Annotated in this window: 17 protein-coding genes; 4 read left to right on the forward strand and 13 right to left on the reverse strand. The window is 71.4% G+C overall.

Annotation, left to right across the window (positions count from 1 at the left end; all coding sequences use genetic code 11):
• Position 1: 1 nt before the first annotated feature.
• The 8 genes from OG842_RS33255 to eccD all read right to left on the reverse strand — a co-directional run bounded on the left by OG842_RS33255 (position 2) and on the right by eccD (position 7959).
• Positions 2-346, reverse strand: coding sequence for a hypothetical protein (locus OG842_RS33255; RefSeq protein ID WP_266735618.1), 345 nt, complete (start codon positions 344-346; stop codon positions 2-4).
• Between the two features lie 7 nt (positions 347-353).
• Positions 354-848, reverse strand: coding sequence for a YbaB/EbfC family nucleoid-associated protein (locus tag OG842_RS33260; RefSeq protein WP_266735616.1), 495 nt, complete (start codon positions 846-848; stop codon positions 354-356).
• Positions 849-856: 8 nt separating this feature from the next.
• Positions 857-3478 carry an AAWKG family protein gene (locus OG842_RS33265; RefSeq protein WP_266735614.1) on the reverse strand — a complete coding sequence of 874 codons (2622 nt, stop codon included), beginning with the start codon at positions 3476-3478 and terminating at the stop codon, positions 857-859.
• Positions 3479-3637: 159 nt separating this feature from the next.
• Positions 3638-4081: a type VII secretion system-associated protein gene (locus OG842_RS33270; protein WP_266735613.1), complete on the reverse strand. Its 444-nt coding sequence runs from the start codon at positions 4079-4081 to the stop codon at positions 3638-3640.
• A 13-nt stretch (positions 4082-4094) separates the two neighbouring features.
• Positions 4095-4418 carry a WXG100 family type VII secretion target gene (locus OG842_RS33275; protein WP_266735612.1) on the reverse strand — a complete coding sequence of 108 codons (324 nt, stop codon included), beginning with the start codon at positions 4416-4418 and terminating at the stop codon, positions 4095-4097.
• 100 nt (positions 4419-4518) lie between these two features.
• Positions 4519-4884, reverse strand: coding sequence for a hypothetical protein (locus tag OG842_RS33280; protein WP_266735610.1), 366 nt, complete (start codon positions 4882-4884; stop codon positions 4519-4521).
• A 102-nt stretch (positions 4885-4986) separates the two neighbouring features.
• Complete coding sequence (gene eccB, locus OG842_RS33285; RefSeq protein WP_266735608.1) at positions 4987-6540, reverse strand: type VII secretion protein EccB; 1554 nt, start codon at positions 6538-6540, stop codon at positions 4987-4989.
• Between the two features lie 18 nt (positions 6541-6558).
• Positions 6559-7959: a type VII secretion integral membrane protein EccD gene (gene eccD / locus OG842_RS33290; RefSeq protein ID WP_266735606.1), complete on the reverse strand. Its 1401-nt coding sequence runs from the start codon at positions 7957-7959 to the stop codon at positions 6559-6561.
• Between the two features lie 297 nt (positions 7960-8256).
• Between eccD and eccCa the strand changes: the two genes are divergently transcribed.
• Positions 8257-12195: a type VII secretion protein EccCa gene (gene eccCa, locus OG842_RS33295; protein ID WP_266737301.1), complete on the forward strand. Its 3939-nt coding sequence runs from the start codon at positions 8257-8259 to the stop codon at positions 12193-12195.
• A 70-nt stretch (positions 12196-12265) separates the two neighbouring features.
• On the opposite strand, the gene OG842_RS33300 is transcribed toward eccCa, so the two are convergent.
• The 3 genes from OG842_RS33300 to OG842_RS33310 form a co-directional block, all read right to left on the reverse strand.
• Complete coding sequence (locus tag OG842_RS33300; protein ID WP_266735605.1) at positions 12266-13504, reverse strand: S8 family serine peptidase; 1239 nt, start codon at positions 13502-13504, stop codon at positions 12266-12268.
• On the reverse strand, positions 13501-16830 hold the full coding sequence (locus tag OG842_RS33305) for a right-handed parallel beta-helix repeat-containing protein (RefSeq protein WP_266735604.1): 3330 nt from the start codon (positions 16828-16830) through the stop codon (positions 13501-13503). Before OG842_RS33305 ends, OG842_RS33300 begins: the two co-directional genes overlap by 4 nt.
• A gap of 232 nt (positions 16831-17062) precedes the next feature.
• Positions 17063-18334, reverse strand: a complete 1272-nt coding sequence (locus OG842_RS33310) for a glycoside hydrolase family 18 protein (protein WP_266735602.1) — start codon at positions 18332-18334, stop codon at positions 17063-17065.
• Positions 18335-18707: 373 nt separating this feature from the next.
• On the opposite strand from OG842_RS33310, the gene OG842_RS33315 reads away from it, so the two are divergent.
• Positions 18708-19880: an acyl-CoA dehydrogenase family protein gene (locus tag OG842_RS33315; protein ID WP_266735600.1), complete on the forward strand. Its 1173-nt coding sequence runs from the start codon at positions 18708-18710 to the stop codon at positions 19878-19880.
• Here OG842_RS33315 and OG842_RS33320 read toward each other — a convergent pair.
• Positions 19843-20130, reverse strand: a complete 288-nt coding sequence (locus OG842_RS33320) for a hypothetical protein (protein ID WP_266735599.1) — start codon at positions 20128-20130, stop codon at positions 19843-19845. The two genes, OG842_RS33315 and OG842_RS33320, sit on opposite strands and share 38 nt — an antisense overlap.
• Positions 20131-20314: 184 nt before the next feature.
• The gene (locus OG842_RS33325) at positions 20315-20734 is read right to left on the reverse strand and encodes a hypothetical protein (protein ID WP_266735598.1); all 420 of its coding nucleotides are present in this window, start codon (positions 20732-20734) and stop codon (positions 20315-20317) included.
• A 204-nt stretch (positions 20735-20938) separates the two neighbouring features.
• Here OG842_RS33325 and OG842_RS33330 point away from each other — a divergent pair, with 204 nt between their 5' ends.
• Complete coding sequence (locus OG842_RS33330; protein WP_266735596.1) at positions 20939-21379, forward strand: Lrp/AsnC family transcriptional regulator; 441 nt, start codon at positions 20939-20941, stop codon at positions 21377-21379.
• A gap of 82 nt (positions 21380-21461) precedes the next feature.
• Positions 21462-23108: an amidohydrolase gene (locus OG842_RS33335; protein ID WP_266735595.1), complete on the forward strand. Its 1647-nt coding sequence runs from the start codon at positions 21462-21464 to the stop codon at positions 23106-23108.
• The last annotated feature ends 205 nt before the right edge of the window (positions 23109-23313 follow it).

Below are 23313 nucleotides of genomic sequence, written 5' to 3' on the forward strand. Positions count from 1 at the left end.
CTCAGCGCTTTCCGCTGTTGTCGGGTTTGATCCGGTGGTCGCGGATGGCGTCCAGGATGTTGTTCTGGTTGGACTTGATCGAGGCCAGGTTGACCGAGGTCCCGTGTGCCACGCCGTTGACCGCTTCGGACAGGGCGATCGCGGTCTCGCTGCTGCTCTCCCGCTCCTTCTGCTCCTGCGGGATGACCTCCTTGGCGAAGCTGTCGTCCTGGCCCGGCCAGTCGCGCGTCGCCCGCACGTCCATGACGAAGTCGTCCACCATCGAGCCGATCGAGGTGCTGATCGAGAACATCTGCCGCAACCCTGCCTGGATACGGGCGGGTTCGGCGTAGTAGCCGTCGCTCATGCTGTGTTCAGCGCTCCTCGTCCTCGTCGATCTCGTCACGCAATCGGCGTCCCGACTCCTGCCGGGCCCGCTCGTCCGGGTCCTGGAGCACCTCGGGCCCGAAGATCCGCGCCCAGTCGATGTCCACCCCCGTCAACTGGGGCACCTCGCTGCTGGGCCGGGTGAACGGCTCGAACGACTCCATCACCTGCCGGGCCATCTCCGCACGGGCCCGTCCGAACGCCTCCAGCACCGCACCGGACAGTTCACCCGGCGACATGGTCCGGTACTTCTGTTCCAGGAACCGCAGCGCGGTCAGTTCTCCCTGGGGCCCGACTGTCACCTCCACCGACCGGTCTGCCGACCGTACGGTGCGTGTCGCCTGCCGGAGTTCGGCCTCGGCCTTCGCCACGCCCTTCTCGGTGGCCTCCAGTTCGGCCATCGCCGTGGCGAGCCGGGCCGCCACGGACCGGGCGTACGGCGAGACCTCGCCGCGTCCCGAGTTCTCCGAAACCTCGTCCATCGCGCCGCTCACCGTCCGATCACCGTGGGCGTGCCGCCCTCTTCCGCGCCCCACACGTCCTCGTCCTCGGCCACCCAGTGCACCCGGTCGCGCTCACCGCTGCCGGTCGCCTGCCCGCCCTGGGTACTGCCCGCCGCCCCGCCGGCGACGGCGGTGGAGCTGGTGGCCGTACGGGCCCTGCGGGCGCTGCGCTCCTCGTCGGCGCCGCGCCGGCCGCCGGTACGCGATGTCCCGCCACGGGTACCGGGGCCGTTCTCCGTCAGGACGTTGCGGACGCGTTCGCCCGACGAGCCGCCGGCCTGCCCGCCGCCGGCGCCCATCCCGCCCATGCCACCCATCCCGCCCATGCCGCCCATCGGCATCATGGGATTGAGCGGGGTGGAGCCGTCCGACGACGCGCCAGTACCTGTTCCCGCGCCCGTTCCCGCGCCTGCCGGCAGGGTGTCGGTGGCGCCGGGCGGCGCACCGAGCGTCCCGCCCGGGTGGAACGTGCTGTCGTAGTCCTCGTAGTCGCCCTCACCGGACCGGTTCTGACCGCCGCCGGACGTGTTGTTCAACGAGGTGTGGGAGTTCCCGCCGAGGGAGTTGAGATCCCGGTCGAGGCTGCTGCGGAGGTCCCGGTCGAGGTCGTTGTTGAGATCGCGGTTCAGGTCGTGGTTGAGGTCCTGATGGGTGGGCGGTGGCGTGAAGTGGTTCTTGCTCCTCGGTGGCCAATCGAGCTCGGTCCTGGGATTGAGGTCGCTGACCGTCTCCTTGCCGTTCTTGTCGATGGTCGTGACCTTGCCGGTCTCCGGATCGACGATCTGCCGGCTGCCGTCCTTGAACGTGGTGGTGAGCGTGCCGTCCTTGTTCAGCTTGGTGACACTGCCGTCCGGGTTGGTCACGCTCTGGCCCGGGTTGAGGTCCTGCACCGTGGTCTTCCCCTGGTGGGGGGTGACGGTGTACTTGCCGGTCTTCGGGTCGTACGTGACCCGGTCGCCGTTGGGGTACGTCGTGACCACGTTGCGGTTCTTGTCGAGCGAGGTGGTCCCGCCACCAGGCGTCAGGACCGTGTTGTCGGGGAGTTTGGGCTGAGGGATCAGCGGATTCAGCGGGCCGGTGTGCGTATTGTTCCCGTTGCCGAGATCCTTGTTGAGGTCGCTGGTCAGGTCCTTGCCGGTGCCGCCGTCGAGACCGTTGCCCAACCCGGGGTTGAGATCCTTCGTGTCGCCGTTGCCGAACAGGTCCTTGAGGCCACCCGGCCCGCCCCCGAAGTCGTTGAGGGACTGGGTGATGTTGTTCCCCATGTCCCCGATGCCCTTGTTGAGGTTGTCCAGCGCGGTGTTGAGGTCCTTGGCGCTCTTGTCCGCGTCCTCCTTGGCCTTGTCGGTCTTCTCCTTGGTGTAGAACTCGGTCAGCGACCCGGTGTTCTTGGTGGTGAGCGGCGTCTCGAACGGTGTGGTGGCGTCGATCCAGGCATTGTTGAGGTCGGACAGCACCTTCTGCGCCGTGCCGTTCAGCCCGAGTTCGAGCCCCGCGATGTCCGGGTGGGGCGTCTCGATGAACTCGTTCCAGCGCCGTACGGCCTCCTCGCCCACCTTGGCCCAGTTCTGAATGTCGTTCAGATTACCGAAGGCCGGATGAGGTTCCTGGAAGCCGGGTTTGGTGGAGTACGTCGTGCTGTAACTCTCTTTGCCGGTCTGTTGGGTGGTCACCGAGATGTACGGGATGTTATTCGCGCTCAGCCAGGTCAGAATCTCGTCCAGGACCTGGATCAGGTAGAAGTGCGGGTCGTGCTCATTGCGCCCCATCCACGCGTTCCACGCCGTCTGGAGGGACTTCCCCTGGGTCAGCAGCGTCTGCTGCGCGGCCATCAGCTGTTTGGAGTGGTTGGACTTCGGAGTGAACGCGGGTTCCCCGATGGCGTCGAACTTGTCGCCCGCGCCCAGCTGCTCCTTGTAGTTGTCGTAGTTTCCGTGCAGCTGATGGATCAACTGCCAGAAGATTCCCGCCGCCTGGCCCTTCCAGGAGGACTGCTCGCTGCCCAGCGACTTCTCCCACCCCGCGAGGATCTCCGTCTGGTCCACGAAGAACTGGGCGGCCCGGTCGAAGGCCTGGGCGGTGTTCCGGAAGGAATTGAGATCCACCACGTTGGCGTCCGGGACCGACGCGCCGTTGAAGGAGGCCCCCTGCGTGGTCTTCGAGTCGATCAGAGCGCCCAGGGCCGCTCCCGGGCCGCCCATGTACTGCCCCAGCGGGCCGATGTCGAAGTCGTCGCCGTACTTGCCCTTGTACTTTCCCCCGGACAGGGACTCATGAGCGTCCAGCCCGCGGCTGCGGCCGTTCTCCGACATGAACGAGCCGATGAAGACCAGCCGCGCGTGGTACATCTCCACCTGCCCGTTCGCATGGGAGTAGAAGTACAGGTCGTAGTCCTGTCCGTCACTCTTCAGCGAACCCTGCTTCGCCGCGTCCACCACCGACTGGACAGTGATCTTGTCCAGGCTCATCCGGAAGAGCGGGCTCTTCTCCTTGCTGCTCAGGCCGGTGAACAGGCCCTTCCGACTGGGCATCGGATAGCCGGTCAGCTTGGTGACGGCCTGCCCCCAGTAGTCGTCGGCGTCGTAGCTCTGTGAAGTCGGGGTCGACATGCGGAACGCTCCGGGGGCGAGGGAGAGGGTCGGGGCGGGTGGGGAGGGCTCTGTACGGAGAAAGGGGCGGAGCCTGTACGGAGACGGGTCTGCCCGGACCGCCGGGAGGGCGGCCCGGGCGGATCGCCGGGGGTGGACCGCCCCGGAGGGGCGGCCGGGTCAGGCGCCGGTCGTGGTGGTGGGGCTCAGGTCCTTGTCCACGTCCGAGAAGATGTCGAGCAGCGCTGCACCGTCGATCGATTCGAGGCTCTTGCCCTGGGTGTTGAGCAGCTTCTCGATGGTCGTCAGCAGGTCGCTCTTGATGTGCTTGAAGAGTGTCTGCTGATTCTCGAAGATGCCGTCGACCGAACCCGCCGCTGTCTTGACCGCCTTCACCAGGGACTGGCCGTGCACACTGTCGTCCGTCCCCAGCAGGCCGATGGCCAGTGCCGGGTCCTGCTGGAGCGTGGTGGGCGAGGTGCGCCCGTCGAGGATGCTCTTGAGCGCCTTGAGGCCGTTGGGGTCGTCCTTGCGGATCTTGTCCAACGCCGTCTGGAAGTCCGTGACGTCGCCCTCGGCGAACGACTTGAGGCTCTTGCCGTCGAGGTGGGTCAGATCGGCCATCGGGTGCCCCCGCTCAGCGGCCGATGGAGATCTCGGACCACATCTGCGACAGCGAGTTCTCGCTGTACTTGTAGTTGCCCGAGATGTCGGTCAGCAGGGCCGCGTGCGAATTCAGCAGCGTTTCCATGTTCCGCACCGCCTGGTCCCAGGCGGCCTGCTTCTGACGGTAGGTGTCGGCGTCGGAGCCGTACCACGTCTTGCGCAGCTCGGCGAGCTCCGCCTCCAGGGACGAGAGCGTCCGGGCGATCGCCTGGGTCTGGCGGACCATGTCGTCGCCGGCGTTGTTCATGTGGCCGTAGTCGACCAGGATGTAACCGTCTGTCAGGTTGTCGGGCATCGGGGAGACCTCGCTTCACTGCCTGGGAAGGGGTGCCGCGCCGCGGTGGCGGCGAGGGGGGTGCGGGACGGGCGACGGGACGAAGCCGTCCGCGGCGGTCCTACGCCATCAGGTCGTCGAACGCCTTCTGCGAGGCGCTGTACGCCTGGTTGATCGCGTCGTTGGACGATCCCTGCGTCTTGCCGTGCTCCACCAGGCTCGTGTTGAGCTTGTCGACCATGTCCTCCAGGTTGCGGAGGATGATGTTGACCTGGTCGTCCCACTGCTTCAGCAGGACGCCGTACTGGCCGCCGTCGCTGCCCTGATAGCCCTTGCTCAGGTTGTTGCGGGTGTTGTCGACGTCCTGGCGGGACTTGAGGATTCCGCTGTAGGCGGCCTCGAGCGCCTGGATGCCGTTCCGGGTCGAGCTCTCGCTCGACTGCTGGAGGTTGCCGCCCGGTCCCGCCTGCGCGCCTGCGTCTGCCACGGTGTCTCCCATGCTCAACTGCTGGATGGCCGTGATCCTATGATCGGAATCATGGTGTGCTCAATGGCCCCCGCCCGCATCTGAGCTTTTCCTGAGGATCACTCAACTTTCTTTACCCGACGGCAATGTCCCGTTGCCCCCATGGTCCCCACCTCCACCCGCGACCTGCGGACACGAGGGCGCCGTCGTTCCCACGCCGCGTCCCGCCGCGGCCGCTTCCGTGCTCAGATCGGGGCCGGACGGCAGCATCGCCAGGAGCGGGGACGGAAGGGCCTGGACGGAGGCGCCGTCGTACCCCAGCGCCTTCTGCGCCGCCTGGGACAGCAGCCGGTACTTCACCCCGTTGTCGGCGACGAAGTAGGTGGTGGAGCCGACATCGGTGCCGCCCGCGCCGAGCGCCTTGACCAGCGCGCCGTGCCCCGGTCGTACGGCCGTCGCGTCCACCGGCAGGCAGGCCGGGACGATGTTCTCGGGCGAAGCCGCGGAAGCCGGGGGCAGCGCGGTGAGCGGAACCAGCGCACCGGTCACCCGCGTGCCGTCCCCGCGGTCGGGCCGCACCCGGGCACAGGCCGCCCACCCCGCCGGTACGGACTCGGCGCGCGGCGGCGTACGCGGCAGGCCGGCCGGAACGGGCTCGCTGCCCTCCGCGCCGGGCGCCAGACGGGCCTTCACCTCGGCCGCGCCGATCACCGCCGCGGCCGGCGCCGCACCCCCGTACGCCTCGTCCTTGGTCTGAGCCGAACCCAGGGCCAGCGCCGCCCCGGTCTCCGTCAGCGGAACCAGGCCCTCCTTGCGCAGCAGGTAGTACTGGCGCGCCGCCCCCGGCGTACGCGACTGGAACACCTGCCCGAGCTTCGAGGGCTTCCCGCCCAACGACGGCCCCGCCCCACCGCGGCCGGGCACGGCGGGCGGAACCAGATCCGGCCCCTGCACCAGCGCGTCCAGGAACGCGGCGGACACCGGCCGGGGCGTCACCGACCCGTACCCCAGCGACACCGCGGCGTTCCCGCCCCGGTCCAGCCGCAACCGGCTGCCCTGCCAGACCAGATAACGGGCCCGGTCCGGCCCCGACACCACCAGACCCTGCCCCGCTCCCATGCCCCGCCCCTCGACCGGCGCACCGGCCACCAGCGCGGTGAACGCACCCGTCGCGCTACGGGAACCGCCGGAGTCCTGCGCGCCCGCCTCCGACGCGAGCACCGAGCACACCTGCCACGGGTCCTTCTCCAGGTCCGCCACGCCCGGTACGGAATCCGGCGCGCCCGGTATCCCGACCGGGGCGCCCACCGCCGTGCCCTTCAGCGACGCCGTGCTCACGTCCTCGGACTTCAGCTTGCCGTCGCCGACCAGCAGCGCGGAGGCGTAGTTGCGCACCGGACGCAGCCGGCCCGCCACGTACACGTAACGGGCTCCCGTGTCCCGGTTCACCACCAGGGTCCCCGACGCCCGCCACGCATCGTTGCCACCGGGGGACATGAAGCCGTACACCAGCGAACCGGCGGCCACCAGCACGGTGATCACCACACCGATCAGCACCCCTCGGGTGGTCCGCCCCAGCGGGCTCTCCGGGGCGTCCGGGTCGGCGAGCAGCATCCCCGAGGTCAGCCGGCCCATCACGAAGGTGTGTGCCTGGACCTGGTCACGCTTGGACTGCATGTGGCAATACCTTCCGGGTCAGCCGTTGATCGCCCGGAGCGCGGCGAACACGCCGAGCACCCAGAGCGCGAGCGGCAGCAGGCTGATCGCCAGTGCCGAGTGCAGCAGTTCGGCCGCGCGGCCCCAGTACGGCACCAGCCGCCGCCCCGGCACCGTCCAGGACACGATCGCCAGCAGCGCGGTGAACGCCACCAGCCCCGCGACCAGCAGCGGCCGCTCGCCGGGGGCCAGGGACACGGCCAGCGCCACGGTCAGCAGCAGCGCACCCCACACCCCGGGCAGCAGCAGCGCGAGCCGCTGCGGCACATTGACCATGCCGCGCCCGTGCAGCAGCAGAAGCAGCGAGAGCACCGCCGCGGTGAGGGTCTCCGGCAGGTTCGGGCCGTCGGCCAGCACCACGAGACAGGCCGCGCAGACGGTACCCGCCGCCCCGTAGAGCGCGGTCATCCAGCCACTCGCCAGTTCGGTGCGGGTGGTCACATCACCACCGGCGTAGGGCTCGATGCCCTCCTGTAGTTGCTGGGAGTTGGTCGGCAGCGCGGGCATCCGCATCCCCGCCAGCTTGAACGCCAGAGCCGGTACGAAACCGCCCAGCACCACGGCCAGCGCGGCGAGCACCGTCGCCGCCCCGTCCATCGTCAGACCGGCGGGCCCGGCGAGCGCCCCGCCCAGCGCGACGGCGCACCAGAACACCGCAGTCGCCAGGAAGAACGGCACGGACACGGCCGCGAGCGCGAGCCCCAGCACCGCACCGCCCGCACCGGCGGCCCCCGCCGCCAGCAGCCGTGCGCCGAGCACCTCATGCACATCCGGGCCGCCCAGATCACCCCCCGGCAGCAGCCAGCCCGCCAGCGCCAGATACGGGCTAGCCATCGCCCCGAGCACCGCTGCGGCCGCCGCGTCGCCCACGGCGCGGCTCGCCGAGGCGGCCCCGGCCAGCAACAACGCCCCCACCGCGCCCGCCCCGGCGGCCCGCACGCCGACCGGGCCCCCCGGCCAGGCCAGCAGGGCGAGTCCGGTCAGCAGCGTCAGCACGCACAGGGCACGCAGCAGCCGCCTGCTGGAATCGGCGTTCCAGCCGTGCAGCCGGTCGCGCACCACACTGGCGATGCCGTCGACCAGGTCGTCCAGCCGCACTTCGGGCAGGGCGTCGGTGTGCGGGCGCAGATACAGCACCTCGCCGTCCTTGAGACCGAGGGTCTCCAGGGTCCCCTCGTCGTCCAGGGGCGGGCCGCCCAGCCGTTGCAGCACCCAGCCGCTGTGGTCCAGGCCGTTCTCCTCCAGCTCCGCACCCGCGTAACGCAGCACGGTGGGAAGGAGATCGGCCACCGGCACATCGGCGGGCACCGCAAGGTCGATGGTCTTTTCGGGGGCACGTATGGTGAGGCGGCACAGGCCCGCCACGGAGCTGTCGGTCAAGGTCAGGGCTCGCGTTCTCGGGGGACTTGTCGGATGCGACATGGACGCGCTTGGTGATCGGATGCAGACTACTGATCATCATCCGGACCACGTCAACGGACCTCGTGCCAGTCCCTGTTGGTCCACAACCGTCCGGCTTGTGCGCCGGTCGGCACTCCCGTGCGCCCCACCGGCCCGGTCCACCCGTCACGGCGGGCGGTCCGCCGCTGTCCGCGGCCTTCCGTCGCCGTCGTCGAAGGAGTCTGTTCGTTGAGCGTGGTCCTCTTCCGCCGCCCAGCCCGCCGTCGCGGCCCGGACATGCCCGAAGGAGAGCTGAACCTCCAGGAGCCACCGACCCTGCCGGAGACGGTTCCCGACTCCTCGGCGATCTGGACCTATCTGCCGATGGCCATGATGTCGGTGTCCATGATGCTGATGTTCATGCGTCCGGGCGGCGGCAGCAGTGTCTTCACGTACCTGGCACTCGGCATGATGGTCACCGCCTCGGCCGCCATGCTCGTCGGCCAGATGATGCGCAAGGGCGGCGAGCGCAAGCAGCGGCTGCGCGGCGAACGCCGCGACTACCTGCGCTATCTGTCCCAGATCCGGCGCAGCGTCCACGAGGCGGTCAGCGACCAGCAGGAGGCCCTCGCCTGGCGGCACCCCGAACCCAGGGTGCTGCGCACCATGGTGCGCTCCACCCGGCTGTGGGAACGCAGGGTCTCCGACGACGACTTCGCCGAGGTACGGATAGCCGTCGGCGACCAGCAGCTCGCGCTGCGCCTCACCCCCACGGCGACCAAACCCGTCGAGGACCTCGAACCGCTCTGCGCCCACGCGCTGCGCCGCTTCATCAAGGCGTACGGAGTCGTTCCCGACCAGCCCACCGGTCTCTATCTGCGGTCCTGGACCCGGATCCTGTTCCGCGGCGACGACCGGGCCGTACGGGACAACGTCCGCGCGGTCCTGTCCCAGCTCGCCTTCTTCCACCCGCCGGAGGAGCTCTGGATCGCCCTCTGCGTCGCCGACGAGAAGCGCGCCGAATGGGAGTGGGTCAAATGGCTCCCGCACAGCCAGCACGCCCAGGAACAGGACGGCGCGGGCCCCTCCAGGCTGGTCGCGTCCACCTTCCGTGACCTGGAGGGACTCCTGGGCGCCGAATTCTCCGAGCGGCCCGTCTTCGACCCCGAAGCCGTGCCCGGCCGCGACGAGCCCTTCACCGTGATCGTCGTCGACGGCGCCACGGTGCCCGCGGGCCACCGCCTCGACGGCCCCGGCCTGCGCAACGCCGTCGTGCTCGACCTGTCCGGCGCCCTCAGCTGGCGTCCTGGGCGCACCACGCTGCGCCTCGACGTCCAGCCGGACAGCCTGCACCTGGTCCGCACCGACCGCAGCCGCAAGGAACAGACCACCCTCCTCGGCCGCCCCGACGCCATGGGACCCGGCTCCGCGGAAGCACTGGCCAGGTTGCTCGCGCCGTACCGGATGAGTCTCTCCTCGGACGCCGCGCAGCCACTGGACACCGACGTCGAACTCACCGCCCTGCTGGGCATTCCCGATCTGTACCGGCACGAGCCGGCCACCCTCTGGGAACGCTCCACCGGTGCGGCGCGGCTGCGCGTCCCGGTCGCGGTCGGCGCCGACGGCGTCCCGGTGGAGCTGGACATCAAGGAGTCCGCGCAGGGCGGGATGGGCCCGCACGGCATGCTGATCGGTGCCACCGGTTCCGGCAAGAGCGAGCTGCTGCGCACCCTGGTGCTCGGACTCGCCCTCACGAACTCTTCCGAAACACTCAATTTCATCCTGGTGGACTTCAAGGGCGGCGCCACCTTCCTCGGACTCGACGAACTCCCGCACACCTCGGCCGTGATCACCAACCTGGCCGACGAGGTCGCCCTCGTGGAGCGCATGCAGGACGCCCTGCACGGCGAACTCATCCGCCGCCAGGAGCTGCTGCGCAGCGCCGGGAACCACACCTCCGCGCTGGAGTACGAGAAGGCCCGCGCGGCCGGCGCCGATCTCGCACCGCTGCCGAGCCTCTTCGTCGTCGTCGACGAGTTCAGCGAACTGCTCTCCGCGCACCGCGAGTTCATGGACCTCTTCGTGATGATCGGGCGGCTCGGCCGGTCGCTCGGCGTCCATCTGCTGCTCGCCTCCCAGCGGCTGGACGAAGGCCGCATGCACCAGCTGGAGAGCCACCTCTCCTACCGGGTGGGGCTGCGTACCTTCTCCGCCATGGAGTCACGGGGTGTGCTCGGCGTTCCCGACGCCTACCAGCTCCCTTCCCAGCCCGGCAGCGGCTTCCTCAAGAGCGGCGTCGAGGCGCTGACCCGGTTCCGGGCGGCCTACGTCTCCGGCCCGTACCGCAAGCGCCGCGGCGCCGCCGTCCAGGCCAGGGTCGCCAGCCAGGTGATGCCCTGGACCACCGACTGGGTCGTTCCGCGGGCCCCCGCGACGCGCACCCCCGAACCTGCCGCGCCCGAGGAGTCCGGTGCCGGCGACACACTGCTCTCCGTCGCCCTGGAGCGGCTGCGCGGCTCCGGACCGGCCGCCCACCAGGTGTGGCTGCCGCCGCTGGACCTGCCGCCCGCACTCGATCTGCTGCTGCCGTCGCCCGAGCCCGACCCGGAACGCGGCCTCACCCCGGCGGGAACGACGGGGCCGGGCACGCTCGAGGTGCCCCTGGGGCTGGTGGACATGCCGTTCGAACAGCGCCGCGACCCGCTCACGGTGGACCTCTCCGCCGCCGGCGGCCATGTCGCGATCGCGGGCGGTTCCCAGAGCGGCAAGTCGACCGTCGTACGGACCCTGATCAGTGCGCTCGCCCTCACCCACACCCCGCGCGAAGTGCAGTTCTACTGTCTGGACTTCGGCGGCGGCGCGCTCCTGGCACTGTCGGGGCTGCCGCACGTCGGTGGTGTCGCCGGACGGCTCGACACCGAACGGATCAGCCGTACGGTGGCCGAGGTGACCGCCGTGCTCAACGAACGGGAGCAGTTCTTCCAGGACCGCGGCATCGACTCGATGGCCTCCTACCGGCGCCGCCGGGCCGCCGGAGAGTTCCCCGAAGAGCCCCACGGTGATGTCTTCCTGGTCGTCGACGGCTGGGCCACGGTCAAGCAGGACTTCGACTCGCTGATCCCCACCTTTCACCAGATAGCCGCCCGCGGCCTCAACTACGGCGTACACATCGTCGTCACCACCTCCCGCTGGATCGAGCTTCCCGCCCAGGTCCGTGACCAGTCCCTGACCCGTCTGGAACTCAAGCTCGGCGACCCGATGGACTCGATGATCGACATCCGCAAGGCGGCCACCGTGCCGCGCGGAGCCGGGCGCGGCCTGACCATGGAGGGCAAGCTCCACTTCCTGACCGCCCTGCCCCGCATCGACGGGCGGGACAGCGCCGACGACCTGGCCGAGGGCGTCGCCGACCTGGTCGGCCGGATCGCCGAGCACTGGCAGGGCCCGCCGGCCCCACCGGTACGGATGCTGCCGCACCGCCTCCCGGCCACGGAACTCCCCGAGCCCGAGCGCACCGAGGGGCTGCGCGTCCCGATCGGACTGGACGAGGAGACCCTCTCGCCGGTCTGGCACGACTTCGGCCGCACTCCGCACCTGATCGGCATCGGCGACAGCGAGAGCGGCAAGACCAACCTGCTGCGCCTGCTGGTCCGTTCCATCACCGCCCGCTACACCGCGGCCGAGGCCCGCATCCTGGTGGTGGACTACCGCCGCGAACTGGTCGACTCCGTACCCGAGGAGTACCGCCTCGGACACGTCGTCGCGATCGACTCGCTTCGTGAACTGGTCGGCGGCGCGGCCCGCGCGATCAAGACCAGACTCCCCGGACCGGACATCGCCCCGTCCCGGATGCGGCAGTGCGACTGGTGGACGGGACCGCGGCTGTTCGTCCTGGTCGACGACTACGACATGGTCAGCAACGCCGGTTCCTACGACCACCCGTTCGCCCCGCTCCTGGACCATCTCGCGCTCGGTTACGAGGTCGGTCTGCACGTGGTGGCGGTCCGCTCGGCCACCGGCGCCGGCCGCGGCCTCAACGACCAGTTGCTGCGCCGCCTGGACGAGGTCAACACGCCCGGCATGCTGCTGTCCTGCCCGCCGTCCGAGGGCTATGTGTTCGGCAATGTGAAGCCGCGCAACCTGCCGCCGGGCCGCGCCCAGTACATCGTCCGGCGCAAGGCCACCCTCGTGCAGACCGCACTGGCCGGGGAGACCGGGGAGCCGCTCGCGGGCTGAGCGACAGCCCCGAAGGGCTCCTGGGGCGGCACCCGCCGCCCCAGGGGCCCTTCGGGTTCCGTACGGCCGCTCAGTCGCCCGGAGCGTCCGCCGCCCGGCGGCGCTGTGCGGGGCGCCAGCCGCGCGAACGGCCCCGGGGTGCGACCAGCGCCGCCCACGCGACCATCAGCGCGAGCGAGCCGCCCGCCACCGCGATCCACACCGCCCTGCGGGTCGCGCCCTCGCTGCCGTTGCCCGGCGGCAGCACCACGGAGTCGTCCCGCGCCGCCCGGGGGCGTGCCGCCGGGTCCTGCACGGAGGTGACGGCCGCGTACGGGTCCAGGCGCGGCACATCCGCCGGATAGGCGGTACGGGTCAGCCGCTGTGCCGTCCCGGCGGCCGACAGATCCGGATGCGCCGACCGTACGAGCGCGGCGGTGCCCGCCGCGTAGGCGGCCGCGAACGACGCCCCCGACCCGATGAAGTGCCCCGTCCCGCGCGGCCCCACGCCCACCACCCCGTCCCCCGGGGCGGCGAGATCCGCGCCGCGGGTGGCCGGCGCGGTGTCCGGGCGGGTGCCCCGCGCGTCCATGTCGACGACGGAGAGGACCCCGGGCGCCGAGGCGGGCCAGTAGTCGCGCGGCGGTTCTGGCTCCCGGCCCGGCGACGAACCCGCCGGGTCGGGCGTCGCGGCGGCCACGATCAGCGCGTCGCGGGAGGCCGCGTACTTCACGGCCGAACGGAGCCCGGCCGAGTCGGCGGCCAGCGCGTGGGAGACCTGGATGACGTTCGCCCCGGCGTCGGCGGCCGCCCGGATACCGGCGGCGACCGAGGCCGCGGTCGCCGTCCCGCGCTCGTCCGTGCCCCGCACCGCGATGATCCGGGACTCCTGGGCGACCCCCGCGACGCGCACGTTCTTCGCCGGCGCCGCCGCGATCAGCCCGGCCACGAAAGTCCCGTGGCCCACGCAGTCCTCCCCGGCCTGGCCCACGGCCGAGACCCGGCCCGCGAGCGTCGGCGCCTGTATCGAGACACCGGTGTCCACCACCGCGACCTTCACCCCCGCCCCCCGGCCGAACTCCCAGGTACGGGCGAGCTGGAGGTTCTGCTGCTCCCACGGCACCGCCGTGGCCCGCGCCTTCGACCCGCCGGTGCACGGATCACGGGCATCGAGACGCGCGGGCATCACCGGCAGCCTGACCTTCTCGCCGTCGGCCGCGGCGGCCGGACCGGCCACCGGCAGCACCAGAGCCGAGGCCAGGAGCGCCGCGGCCACAACCCGTCCGGTGCGGCGGCCGGGGCCGCGCCGCACAACACTGCCCGGCGTCATTCGGGCACCGCCTGCGGGCGTACGACATCCTCCGGGAGCAGCAGCCGCAGATCGTCCAGACCGGGCGCCGCCATGGCGCTCACCCGGCCCGCCTGACGGGTCATCATGCCTTCCAGGACCTGCCGGGCCAGCCGCGCGTTGCCGAACGAACGGTCCCTGGGCAGTGCGTCGAAGTACTCCCGCATGACCGCACCCGCACCCGCACCGCACTCGTATCCGGACGCGGAGGCGTGCTGGCGGACGATGGTGACCAGCTCGTCCGAGGAGTAGTCGGCGAACTCCACCCGGCGCGAGAACCGCGACGAGAGACCGGGGTTGGAGGCCAGGAAGCGCTCCATCTCACCGGTGTAGCCGGCGACGATCACCACCACCTCGTCGCGGTGGTCCTCCATCAGCTTCAGCAGCGTGTCCACCGCCTCGCGGCCGAAGTCGCTGCTGCCCACGGAACCTTCCGGCGTCAGTGTGTACGCCTCGTCGACGAACAGCACCCCGCCCCTGGCCCGGTCGAACACCTCCCGGGTGAGCTGGGCGGTGTGTCCCACGTACCGGCCGACCAGGTCCGCCCTGGCCACCTCGACGAGCTGGCCGCGCGGCAGCACACCGAGCGACTTCAGCAGCTCGCCGTAGAGCCGCGCGACCGTGGTCTTCCCGGTGCCGGGCGGCCCGGTGAAGACCAGATGGTGGCTGATCCGCGGTGCGGGCAGCCCGGCCGCCTCCCGCTTCTTCGCGGTGGCCAGCAGATTGACCAGGTCGGTGACGTCGCGCTTGACGGCGGCCAGGCCCACCATGTCGCCGAGCCGGGCCAGCGGGTCGCTCTCCGTCCCGGCGCCGCCCGGCTGCCCGGACACCGCGGCGGCGGCCTCCTCGCCGACGTCCTCGGGCAGCAGCCGGGTGAGGTCCTGCTCGTCGGCGTCGGGGAGCGCGGCCAGCCGGTACGCCTGACGGTCCACCATCTCCTCGAACACCTGCCGGGCGGCCCGGCCGTTGCCGAAGCCGGCGTCCCGGGGCATCCGCTCGAAGTGCGCGGCGAGTGCGCCGAACGTCGACTCGTCGAGCTCGTAGCGGTGATGGGCGCACATGCTCTCGATGATCGCGACGAGCTCGGGCACCGCGTAGTTCTCGAACTCGACCGTCCGGGAGAAGCGCGAGGCCAGCCCCGGGTTGGAGCCGAGGAAGTCACGCATCTCGTCCGCGTACCCGGCGGCGACCACGACGACGTCGTCGCGGTGGTCCTCCATCAGCTTCAGCAGTGTGTCGACGGCCTCGCGGCCGAAGTCGGCGCCCGAACCCCGCCCGTCCGACAGCAGGCTGTACGCCTCGTCGATGAACAGCACCCCGCCCAGCGCCCGCTTGAACGTCTCGGTGGTCTTGATGGCGGTACCGCCGACGATCTGCGCCACCAGGTCCGCGCGCGACACCTCCACCAGATGGCCGGAGGGCAGCGCCCCCAGCTCGGCGAGGACCGCCCCGTACAGCCGGGCGACCGTCGTCTTGCCGGTCCCGGGCGGCCCGGAGAAGACCAGGTGCCGGCTCATCGGCGGGGCCGGCAGACCGAGACGGGCGCGCCGCTGGGCGAGCTGGATCAGATTGACCAGTGTCCGCACCTGGTGCTTGACGTTCTCCAGGCCGATCAGCGCGTCCAGTTCGGCCAGCGGGCCGTCCTCACGGGCAGCGCCGGAGCCGCCGCCCGAAGCGCCCGTACCGGCCGGATCGGTACCCTCGGCCTCGCCGAGCCCCCAGGCGTCACGTCTGCCGTTGTCCGTACTGGTCAGGTTCTCGACCGCCAGCCGCTCGCCCGGCAGCGCCTGCACCAGACCGCCGCCCTCGTTGTCCCGCGCGGTGCAGTTCACCACCGACACCGCGGCCGTGGTCTCCACCCGGAAGCCGTCCCGGCCTGAGCCGCGCACCTCGCAGGCGGTGAAGGCGCCCCGGCCGCCCTGGGCCAGCAGCACCCCGTGCCCCGCGGCGGCGGCGATCCGCAGCCGGGTCGCGGTCAGTTCGCCGCCGTCCTCGACCACCACACCCGTGTCCGTGGACTCCCGGACGTCCCAGTCCCGGACGGCGACGCTGCCGCCCGCCGCCACGGACATGCCGTGCTCGGCACCGTGCACGCCGCCCCCGCCGACATAGACGTTGCCGTCGTCGGCGACCCGGATCCCGGCGCTGCCGGGCCGTTCGATCTCGCAGTCCTCCAGCCGGCCCCGGCCGTCCTTGACGACCTCCACACCGTGCCCCTTGGCCGCGCCGATCCTGGCCCGGCGGACCAGCGGATTGGCGCCGCTGCGTATGCGTATGCCCACGTCGCCCGCGTCGAGCACTTCGAGGCGGTCCAGCTCGGCGACCGACTCCTCCTCCAGCAGCACACCCGCCTGCACGCTGTCCCGCACGGTCAGCCCGGTCAGCACCGGGGAGGCCGAGCCCCGCACGTGCAGCGCGGCCTCCTGAGCCGAATCCAGCCAGCAGTCCTCGAAGGTGCCCCGGGCCCGGTCCGAGACGAGCAGGCCGGGACCCTTCGTACGAGCGGTACGGCACCGGCGCAGCAGTGGATCGGTGCCGCCGGACAGAACGATGCCGGGCCCGCTGGTGCCGGTCACCCGGATGTCCTCCAGCACCGTCCGGGCCGTGGAGGAGAGGTGGATGCCGACCCCGGTGTCGTGGACCACGGTCCGCAGGATCCGGGTGGTGCTCTGCTCCTCCAGCGCGATGGACGGCTTGTCGGTGGAGGAGATGTCGCACTCCTCGACCGAGCCCTGTCCCTCGCCGTTGGCGAGCACCCCGTTGGCGCGGGCGTCGCGGATGGTGCAGCCGCGCAGCGTGATCCGGCCGCGTTCGCCGATCACCACGCCCGAGGTGCCCAGGTGCTCGACCGTGCAGGTCTCGGCGGAACTCTCCACCGCCGACGTCACCACCAGCCCGGCGCCGCGCGGATTGCGCACCCGGCAGTCGCGCAGCGCCACCGAGCCGGACCCGCGGGCCAGCAGCGCTGTCCACGACGCACCGGTGATGTCGCAGCCGTCCATCGCGATCTGGCCGCGCGGCGCGTCCACCACCGGCAGCTCCTCGTCGCGGCCGCGCAGCACCAGATCGGTGAGCATCACGGCTTCGGCCTGGAGCACCACCGCGCTGCCGTGGGGCGGGCATATCTCGACGCTGCCGCGGGACTGCTCGGCGACGACGGTGACGGGGACGGTGATGACCAGACTCTCGGCGTAAGTGCCGGAACGGACGCTGATCACGGCGCCGTTGCGCGCCCTGGCCAGCGCCTCACCGATCGTTCGAAAGCCGTCGGGCCGCTCGGGACAGACCGTCAGAACCTGGCGTGACAAGCGGAATCCTCCTCCTCGGGGCCACACCGCGGTCCTGGGAACACATGGTCGGAGCGGGTGCGGCTCCATCATGCCGGAGTGATCCGCTTGCGCATCGGCCGGAGCGGGAACGCCGCGTGAACCACGTCCTGTTGGACCCCACCGGATCACCCCAACACGGACGAAAACGGGGCGGAGAGCCGACCGGCCCGCCGCCCCGTCCCTGATGCCGTGACCAGGTGCTCCTACCGCACTAGTTGATCGCCTTGATCAGCTCGCCGTCGGAGGTGTCACCGCTCAGCTCCCAGAAGAAGGTGCCGCCGAGACCCTGCTGGTTCTTCCAGTTCATCTTGGTGGCGATGGTGGCCGGGGTGTCGTAGCTCCACCAGTTGGTGCCGCAGTGGGCGTACGCGGTGCCGGCGACGGTGCCGGTGGCCGGGCAGCTGTTCTTGAGGACCTTGTAGTCCTCGATGCCCGCCTCGTAGGTGCCGGGTGCGGCGCCGGTGGCGGTGGAGCCGGGTGCGTCCTGGGTGACGCCGGTCCAGCCGCGGCCGTAGAAGCCGATGCCGAGGAGCAGCTTGGACGCGGGGACGCCCTGGGCCTTCAGCTTGGCGATGGCCGCCTCGCTGCTGAAGCCCTCCTTCGGGATGCCGTCGTAGGAGGTGAGCGGGGAGTGCGGGGCGGTCGGGCCCTTGGCGTCCCAGGCGCCGAAGAAGTCGTACGTCATCACGTTGTACCAGTCCAGGGACTGGGCGGCGCCGGCGTAGTCGGCGGCGTCGATCTTGCCGCCCTCGGATCCGTCGGCGGTGATGGCGGCCGTCACCAGGTTGTTGCTGCCGAACTTCGAGCGCAGCGCGGTGGTGAGGCCCTTCAGTGCGTCCGGGCCGCTGGTGTCACAGGTCAGACCGCAGGCGTTGGGGTACTCCCAGTCGATGTCGATGCCGTCGAAGACATCGGCCCAGCGGGGGTCCTCCACCAGGTTGTAGCAGGAGTCGGCGAACGCGGCGGGGTTCTTCGCGGCCTCGCCGAAGCCACCGGACCAGGTCCAGCCGCCGAACGACCAGATGATCTTGAGGTCCGGGTGCAGCTTCTTCAGCTTGCGCAGCTGGTTGAAGTTGCCGCGCAGGTCCTGGTCCCAGGTGTCGGCGACGCCGTCGACGGACTGGTCGGCGGTGTACGCCTTCTCGTAGTCGGCGTAGGAGTCACCGATCGTGCACTTGCCTCCGGTGACGTTGCCGAAGGCGTAGTTGATGTGCGTGAGCTTGTCGGCCGAGCCGGACGTCTCGATGTTCCTGACGTGGTAATTGCGGCCGTAGACACCCCAGTTGGTGAAGTATCCGACCACCTTGTCGCCGGCCGCCGTGGGGGCCGCGTCGGCGGATGCGGGGCCCGCGGCCCGCGTGGTGGGGGGTGTGCCGGCCGACGCGGTGCCCGCGACACCCAGCAGGGTGGCGCCGAGGGCGGCGGTACAGGCGGCTGCGGCGAGCGCCCGGAAACGGGCGCGGGGACGGTGCGTACCGAACATCTTGTCTCCTCGTGGGGGAGGGAACTCGCTTGTGGGGATGGGCAGTCGGCCATCACATGTATTTGGCATGAACGCGCAAAGGCCGTTGCTCTGGGACCGTAGATGGACTAGACCAGTGAGGTCAATGGTTCGGACCATTTCCGGTGATCGTCGTGCCCGGCTCCGAGTCGCCCGGTGACCCCGTGACGGATATCGTCCGATCGGGCATACTCAAGCCGCCACAGCCGCTGGCCAGCAGCTCTCGTAATCCGAGGGGGCCGGCGTCGGCTGGGTAGCAGTGCTTCTCCGGGCCAGCCCCGGAATTTCCCGGCGGCGCCGCCCACACCCCTCGCGCGCGACCGCCGCAACGCCCGACAGGGAGGAGAGCGCCGTCATGTCCGACCGTGCCCAGCATTTGGTGGAACGCCGTCTGCCCACCGAGGAGTCCAGGCAGCTCGTCGCGCTCGTCCGCGACATCGCCCAGCGAGAGATCGCGCCCCGGGCGGCCGAGGAGGAGGAAGCGGGCCGGTTCCCGCGCGAGGTCTTCTCGCTGCTCTCCGAGTCCGGACTGCTGGGACTGCCCTACGACTCCGCCCACGGCGGCGGCGACCAGCCGTACGAGGTCTACCTCCAGGTCCTCGAAGAGCTCGCGGCCGCCCGGCTGACCGTCGGCCTCGGCGTCAGCGTCCACTCCCTGGCCTGTCACGCGGTCGCCGGATACGGCACCAAGGAGCAGCGGGCCGAACACCTCCCGGCGATGCTGGGAGGCGGCCTGCTGGGCGCCTACTGCCTCTCCGAGCCCGCCTCCGGCTCCGACGCCGCCTCGCTCCGCACGAAGGCCGTACGGGACGGCGACGACTGGGTCATCACCGGCACCAAGGCGTGGATCACCCACGGCGGCATCGCCGACTTCTACACGGTCCTGGCCCGCACCGGGGCCGAGGGCCCCCGCGGCATCACCGCTTTCCTGGTCCCCGGCGACGCCGAGGGGCTCGACGCGGCCGCCCCCGAGAAGAAGATGGGCATGAAGGGCTCGCCCACCGCCCAGCTGAACTTCGACGGCGTACGGGTTTCCGACGCGCGCCGGATCGGCGAGGAGGGCCAGGGCTTCGCGATCGCCCTGTCCGCACTCGACTCCGGGCGCCTGGGCATCGCCGCCTGCGCCATCGGCGTCGCCCAGGCGGCCCTGAGCGAGGCCATCGGCTACGCCGGTGGGCGGCAGCAGTTCGGGCGTCCGATCGCGGACTTCCAGGGGCTGCGCTTCATGCTCGCCGACATGGCCACCCAGATCGAGGCGGGCCGGGCGCTCTACCTGGAGGCGGCCCGGCTCCGCGACGAGGGCAAGCCCTTCTCGCGCCAGGCGGCCATGGCCAAGCTGTTCTGCACGGACATCGCCATGCGGGTCACCGTGGACGCCGTCCAGGTGCTCGGCGGGTACGGCTACACCCTCGACTTCCCCGTCGAGCGGCTGATGCGCGAGGCGAAGGTGCTGCAGATCGTCGAGGGCACCAATCAGATCCAGCGGATGGTCATCGCGCGCCACCTCGCGGGTCCTGAGACGCGCTGACCCGCAGCGGCCGGTCCGACCACACGGGCGTCGCCATGATCCGGTTCCACTCCTGGTCGTGGCGGCCCGGCAGGGTGCGGTCCGCGCCCTCCCAGTGACGCAGCAGGGCCCGGTAGATGGGCGGATCGGTGGAGTGCGGCACCGGTCGCGGCACCGACCGGGGAGCCATGGGCTGCGGAACCGATTCTTCGGCGGTGGGAGCGGCGAGGCGGCGGCGGCCGGGACCGGCCGTTGAATGCAGCAGGGTCATACCGGGCCAACGGTGCGGGGCGTTCCCCGGTCACTGTCCGGCCGATTCGAGAGCCCGTTCGTCCCGTCCCCGGGCGGCGGACGGTCCGTACCGCGGGCACCACGTCGGCCGGGCCTTCGTGGTGCGGCGCAGATGTGCGGGGCGGGCCCGGAGGTGTCCGGGCCGGTCGCGTGCGGGGCTGCCGTCAGGCGGCGTGACGCCGCATCTGCGGCACCCGCAGCGGGCGTGAGCCGGGGCCGCCGGCGTGCGAGAACGGCTGCATCCGCCAGTCGAGCCCCTGGGGGAGTGTCAACAGCAGGCCCGTCTCCTGCTCCTGGGCGTCGAACGACTCGTCGGCGGGCCGCGACTGCGCCGCCGGGCGGCCGGTGCCGGCGCACACGGTCAGCACGAAGGGATTCCACGGCGTCGGGCACAGCGCGTGCTCCGGCAGCACGTCCTCGTCCGCCAGCAGCGCGATCGGCTGCGCGCAGTCCGGGCAGATCACCCGGTACATCTCGAAGGTGTCGTACGCGTCGGAAGCGGCGTCCTCGACGGAATCGTCGGAAGCGCCGTCCTCGACGGGCTCCGGACCGGTACGGCGTCCGGTGAGCTTCAGGCTCTGCATGGGAAATTCCCCCCTCAGGTGGGCCGACCAGGCGACACGGCCTCGACCACAGCAAGCACTTCCCGTCGCGCGTCGGCCGTAACCGCGAGGGGGTCGGCTACCGACCCGTAAACCTGTGGCATTCGTCACATGCTCGCCGCAGGTGCCCTTTCCGGGGCTCTTGCCGCTGTGCCTGGAGGGACCTGGGGCAATAGGTTGATCCGTATGGAGGAGCTGGACCGACAGATCGTGGAGTTGCTCGTCAAGGACGGGCGGATGAGCTACACCGACCTGGGCAAGGCCACGGGCCTGTCCACATCGGCCGTTCATCAGCGTGTCCGCAGGCTGGAGCAGCGTGGGGTGATCCGGGGCTACGCCGCGGTCGTCGACCCCGAGGCCGTCGGCCTTCCGCTCACCGCGTTCATCTCGGTGAAACCCTTCGACCCGAGCGCGCCGGACGACATCTCCGAGCGGCTCGCGGACGTCCCGGAGCTGGAGGCCTGCCACAGCGTCGCGGGTGACGAGAACTACATCCTCAAGGTGCGCGTCGCGACACCGCTGGAACTGGAGCACCTGCTCACCCGGATCCGTTCGCTGGCCGGTGTCTCCACCCGCACCACGGTCGTCCTGTCCACGCCGTACGAGGCACGGCCGCCGAGGATCTGAGAGGCGCCCGACCGGGGGTCGCCCGACAGCCTCCGAGGGGGTCGCGGGCGGCGCGGCCGAGGGCAGGCGCGAGACTGGTCCCATGACCGAGAGCACCGCCCCCCAGAGCGAACACCGCACCGTGCTGCTGCGCGGTGGAGACGTCCACAGCCCCGCCGACCCCTTCGCCACCGCCATGGTGGTCGAACGCGGCCACGTCGCCTGGGTGGGCTCGGAAGGGGCCGCCGACGCCTTCGCGAGCGGCGTCGACGAAGTGGTCGACCTCGACGGCGCGCTGGTGACCCCCGCGTTCACCGACGCCCACGTCCACACCACATCGACCGGCCTGGCCCTCACCGGCCTCGACCTGTCCGGTGCCCGGACCCTCGACGAGGCGCTCGGCCTGCTGCGCGCGTACGTGGCCGCGCACCCCGAGGACCGGGTCGTCCTCGGCCACGGCTGGGACGCCGCCCGCTGGCCGGAGCAGCGTCCCCCGTCGCGCGGGGAGCTCGACGCGGCGGCCGGCGGACACCCGGTCTACCTGCCCCGGGTCGACGTGCACTCCGCGGTCGTCACCACCGCCCTGCTCGACCTGGTCCCCGGCGTCACCGGGCTGACCGGCTACCACCCCGACGCCCCGCTGACCGGCGCCGCCCACCACGCGGTCCGCTCCGCGGCCCACGGCGCCCTCTCGCCGAGGCAGCGCGCCGACGCCCAGCGCGCCGCACTGCGGCACGCCGCGTCGCTCGGCATCGGCACCGTCCACGAGTGCGGCGGCCCCGACATCTCCGACGAGGAGGACTTCGCCGGACTGCTGAAGCTCGCCGCCGCCGAGAGCGGGCCGCGGGTCTTCGGCTACTGGGCCGAGCGGGTCGCCGACGAGAAGGACGCCCGCCGGATCCGGGAACTCGGCGCCGTCGGCGCGGCCGGGGACCTCTTCGTGGACGGCTCGCTCGGCTCGCACACCGCCTGCCTGCACGAGCCCTACGCCGACGGCCCGGCCGGACGCACCGGCACCGCGCACCTGGACGCGGCGCAGATCGCCGCCCATGTCACCGCGTGCACCGAGGCGGGGCTCCAGGCCGGCTTCCACGCCATCGGGGACGCGGCGCTCTCCGCGGTGGTGGACGGGGTCAGGGCCGCCGCCGAGACGCTCGGGCTGCCCCGGATCCGGGGCGCCAGGCACCGTGTCGAGCACGCCGAGATGCTCACCCCCGAGACCGTGGCAGCGTTCGCGGAGCTCGGGCTGACCGCCTCCGTCCAGCCCGCCTTCGACGCCGCCTGGGGCGGCGAGGAGGGCATGTACGCCCAGCGGCTCGGCGCCGAGCGGGCCAGGACCCTCAACCCGTACGCGGCGCTCCTGCGGGCCGGTGTGCCCCTCGCCTTCGGCTCGGACAGCCCGGTGACCCCGCTCGACCCGTGGGGCACCGTACGGGCCGCCGCCTTCCACCGCACGCCCGAGCACCGGATCTCCGTTCGGGCGGGCTTCACCGCCCACACCCGGGGCGGCTGGCGGGCCGTCGGCCGGGACGACGCGGGGACCCTGGTGCCCGGCGCCCTCGCCGACTACGTGGTCTGGCGCACCGCTGACCTGGTGGTCCAGGCCCCGGACGACCGGGTCGCCCGCTGGTCGACCGACCCCCGATCGGGCACGCCCGGTCTGCCGGATCTCACCCCCGGCGTCGATCTGCCGGTCTGTCTTCGGACCGTGGTCTTCGGACGAACTGTCTACGAGCGTCCGAACGAGTGACGTCCGGCCATTTCGTATCGTCACCCGCGGTGGTCCCGGTTCCGCCGCGACCTGCGGATCTTCGCTACTGACCAGGCAAGTTTCGCAAATATCGCAGGTCAGACGGCTATTGACAGAACGCGCCCACCGGCCGGTAGGTTCGGCCGAGTCCACCACAGGACGTCCGACCGGTTAAACCTCCACGCAGTCGTCGAACGCCGCTGGG

The organism is Streptomyces sp. NBC_00376, assembly GCF_036077095.1.
In the GTDB taxonomy this organism is placed as follows: Bacteria; Actinomycetota; Actinomycetes; order Streptomycetales; family Streptomycetaceae; genus Streptomyces.

Excerpts from the sequence above, each read along its gene's own strand:
- OG842_RS33270 (WP_266735613.1), bottom strand. The coding sequence starts at position 4,081 with ATGGCCGATCTGACCCACCTCGACGGCAAGAGCCTCAAGTCGTTCGCC.
- OG842_RS33265 (WP_266735614.1), bottom strand. The coding sequence starts at position 3,478 with ATGTCGACCCCGACTTCACAGAGCTACGACGCCGACGACTACTGGGGG.
- eccB (WP_266735608.1), bottom strand. The coding sequence starts at position 6,540 with ATGCAGTCCAAGCGTGACCAGGTCCAGGCACACACCTTCGTGATGGGC.
- eccCa (WP_266737301.1), top strand. The coding sequence starts at position 8,257 with ATGCCCGAAGGAGAGCTGAACCTCCAGGAGCCACCGACCCTGCCGGAG.
- OG842_RS33325 (WP_266735598.1), bottom strand. The coding sequence starts at position 20,734 with ATGCAGAGCCTGAAGCTCACCGGACGCCGTACCGGTCCGGAGCCCGTC.
- OG842_RS33255 (WP_266735618.1), bottom strand. The coding sequence starts at position 346 with ATGAGCGACGGCTACTACGCCGAACCCGCCCGTATCCAGGCAGGGTTG.
- OG842_RS33310 (WP_266735602.1), bottom strand. The coding sequence starts at position 18,334 with ATGTTCGGTACGCACCGTCCCCGCGCCCGTTTCCGGGCGCTCGCCGCA.
- OG842_RS33260 (WP_266735616.1), bottom strand. The coding sequence starts at position 848 with ATGGACGAGGTTTCGGAGAACTCGGGACGCGGCGAGGTCTCGCCGTAC.
- OG842_RS33275 (WP_266735612.1), bottom strand. The coding sequence starts at position 4,418 with ATGCCCGACAACCTGACAGACGGTTACATCCTGGTCGACTACGGCCAC.
- OG842_RS33320 (WP_266735599.1), bottom strand. The coding sequence starts at position 20,130 with ATGACCCTGCTGCATTCAACGGCCGGTCCCGGCCGCCGCCGCCTCGCC.
- OG842_RS33315 (WP_266735600.1), top strand. The coding sequence starts at position 18,708 with ATGTCCGACCGTGCCCAGCATTTGGTGGAACGCCGTCTGCCCACCGAG.
- OG842_RS33300 (WP_266735605.1), bottom strand. The coding sequence starts at position 13,504 with ATGACGCCGGGCAGTGTTGTGCGGCGCGGCCCCGGCCGCCGCACCGGA.
- OG842_RS33330 (WP_266735596.1), top strand. The coding sequence starts at position 20,939 with ATGGAGGAGCTGGACCGACAGATCGTGGAGTTGCTCGTCAAGGACGGG.
- OG842_RS33335 (WP_266735595.1), top strand. The coding sequence starts at position 21,462 with ATGACCGAGAGCACCGCCCCCCAGAGCGAACACCGCACCGTGCTGCTG.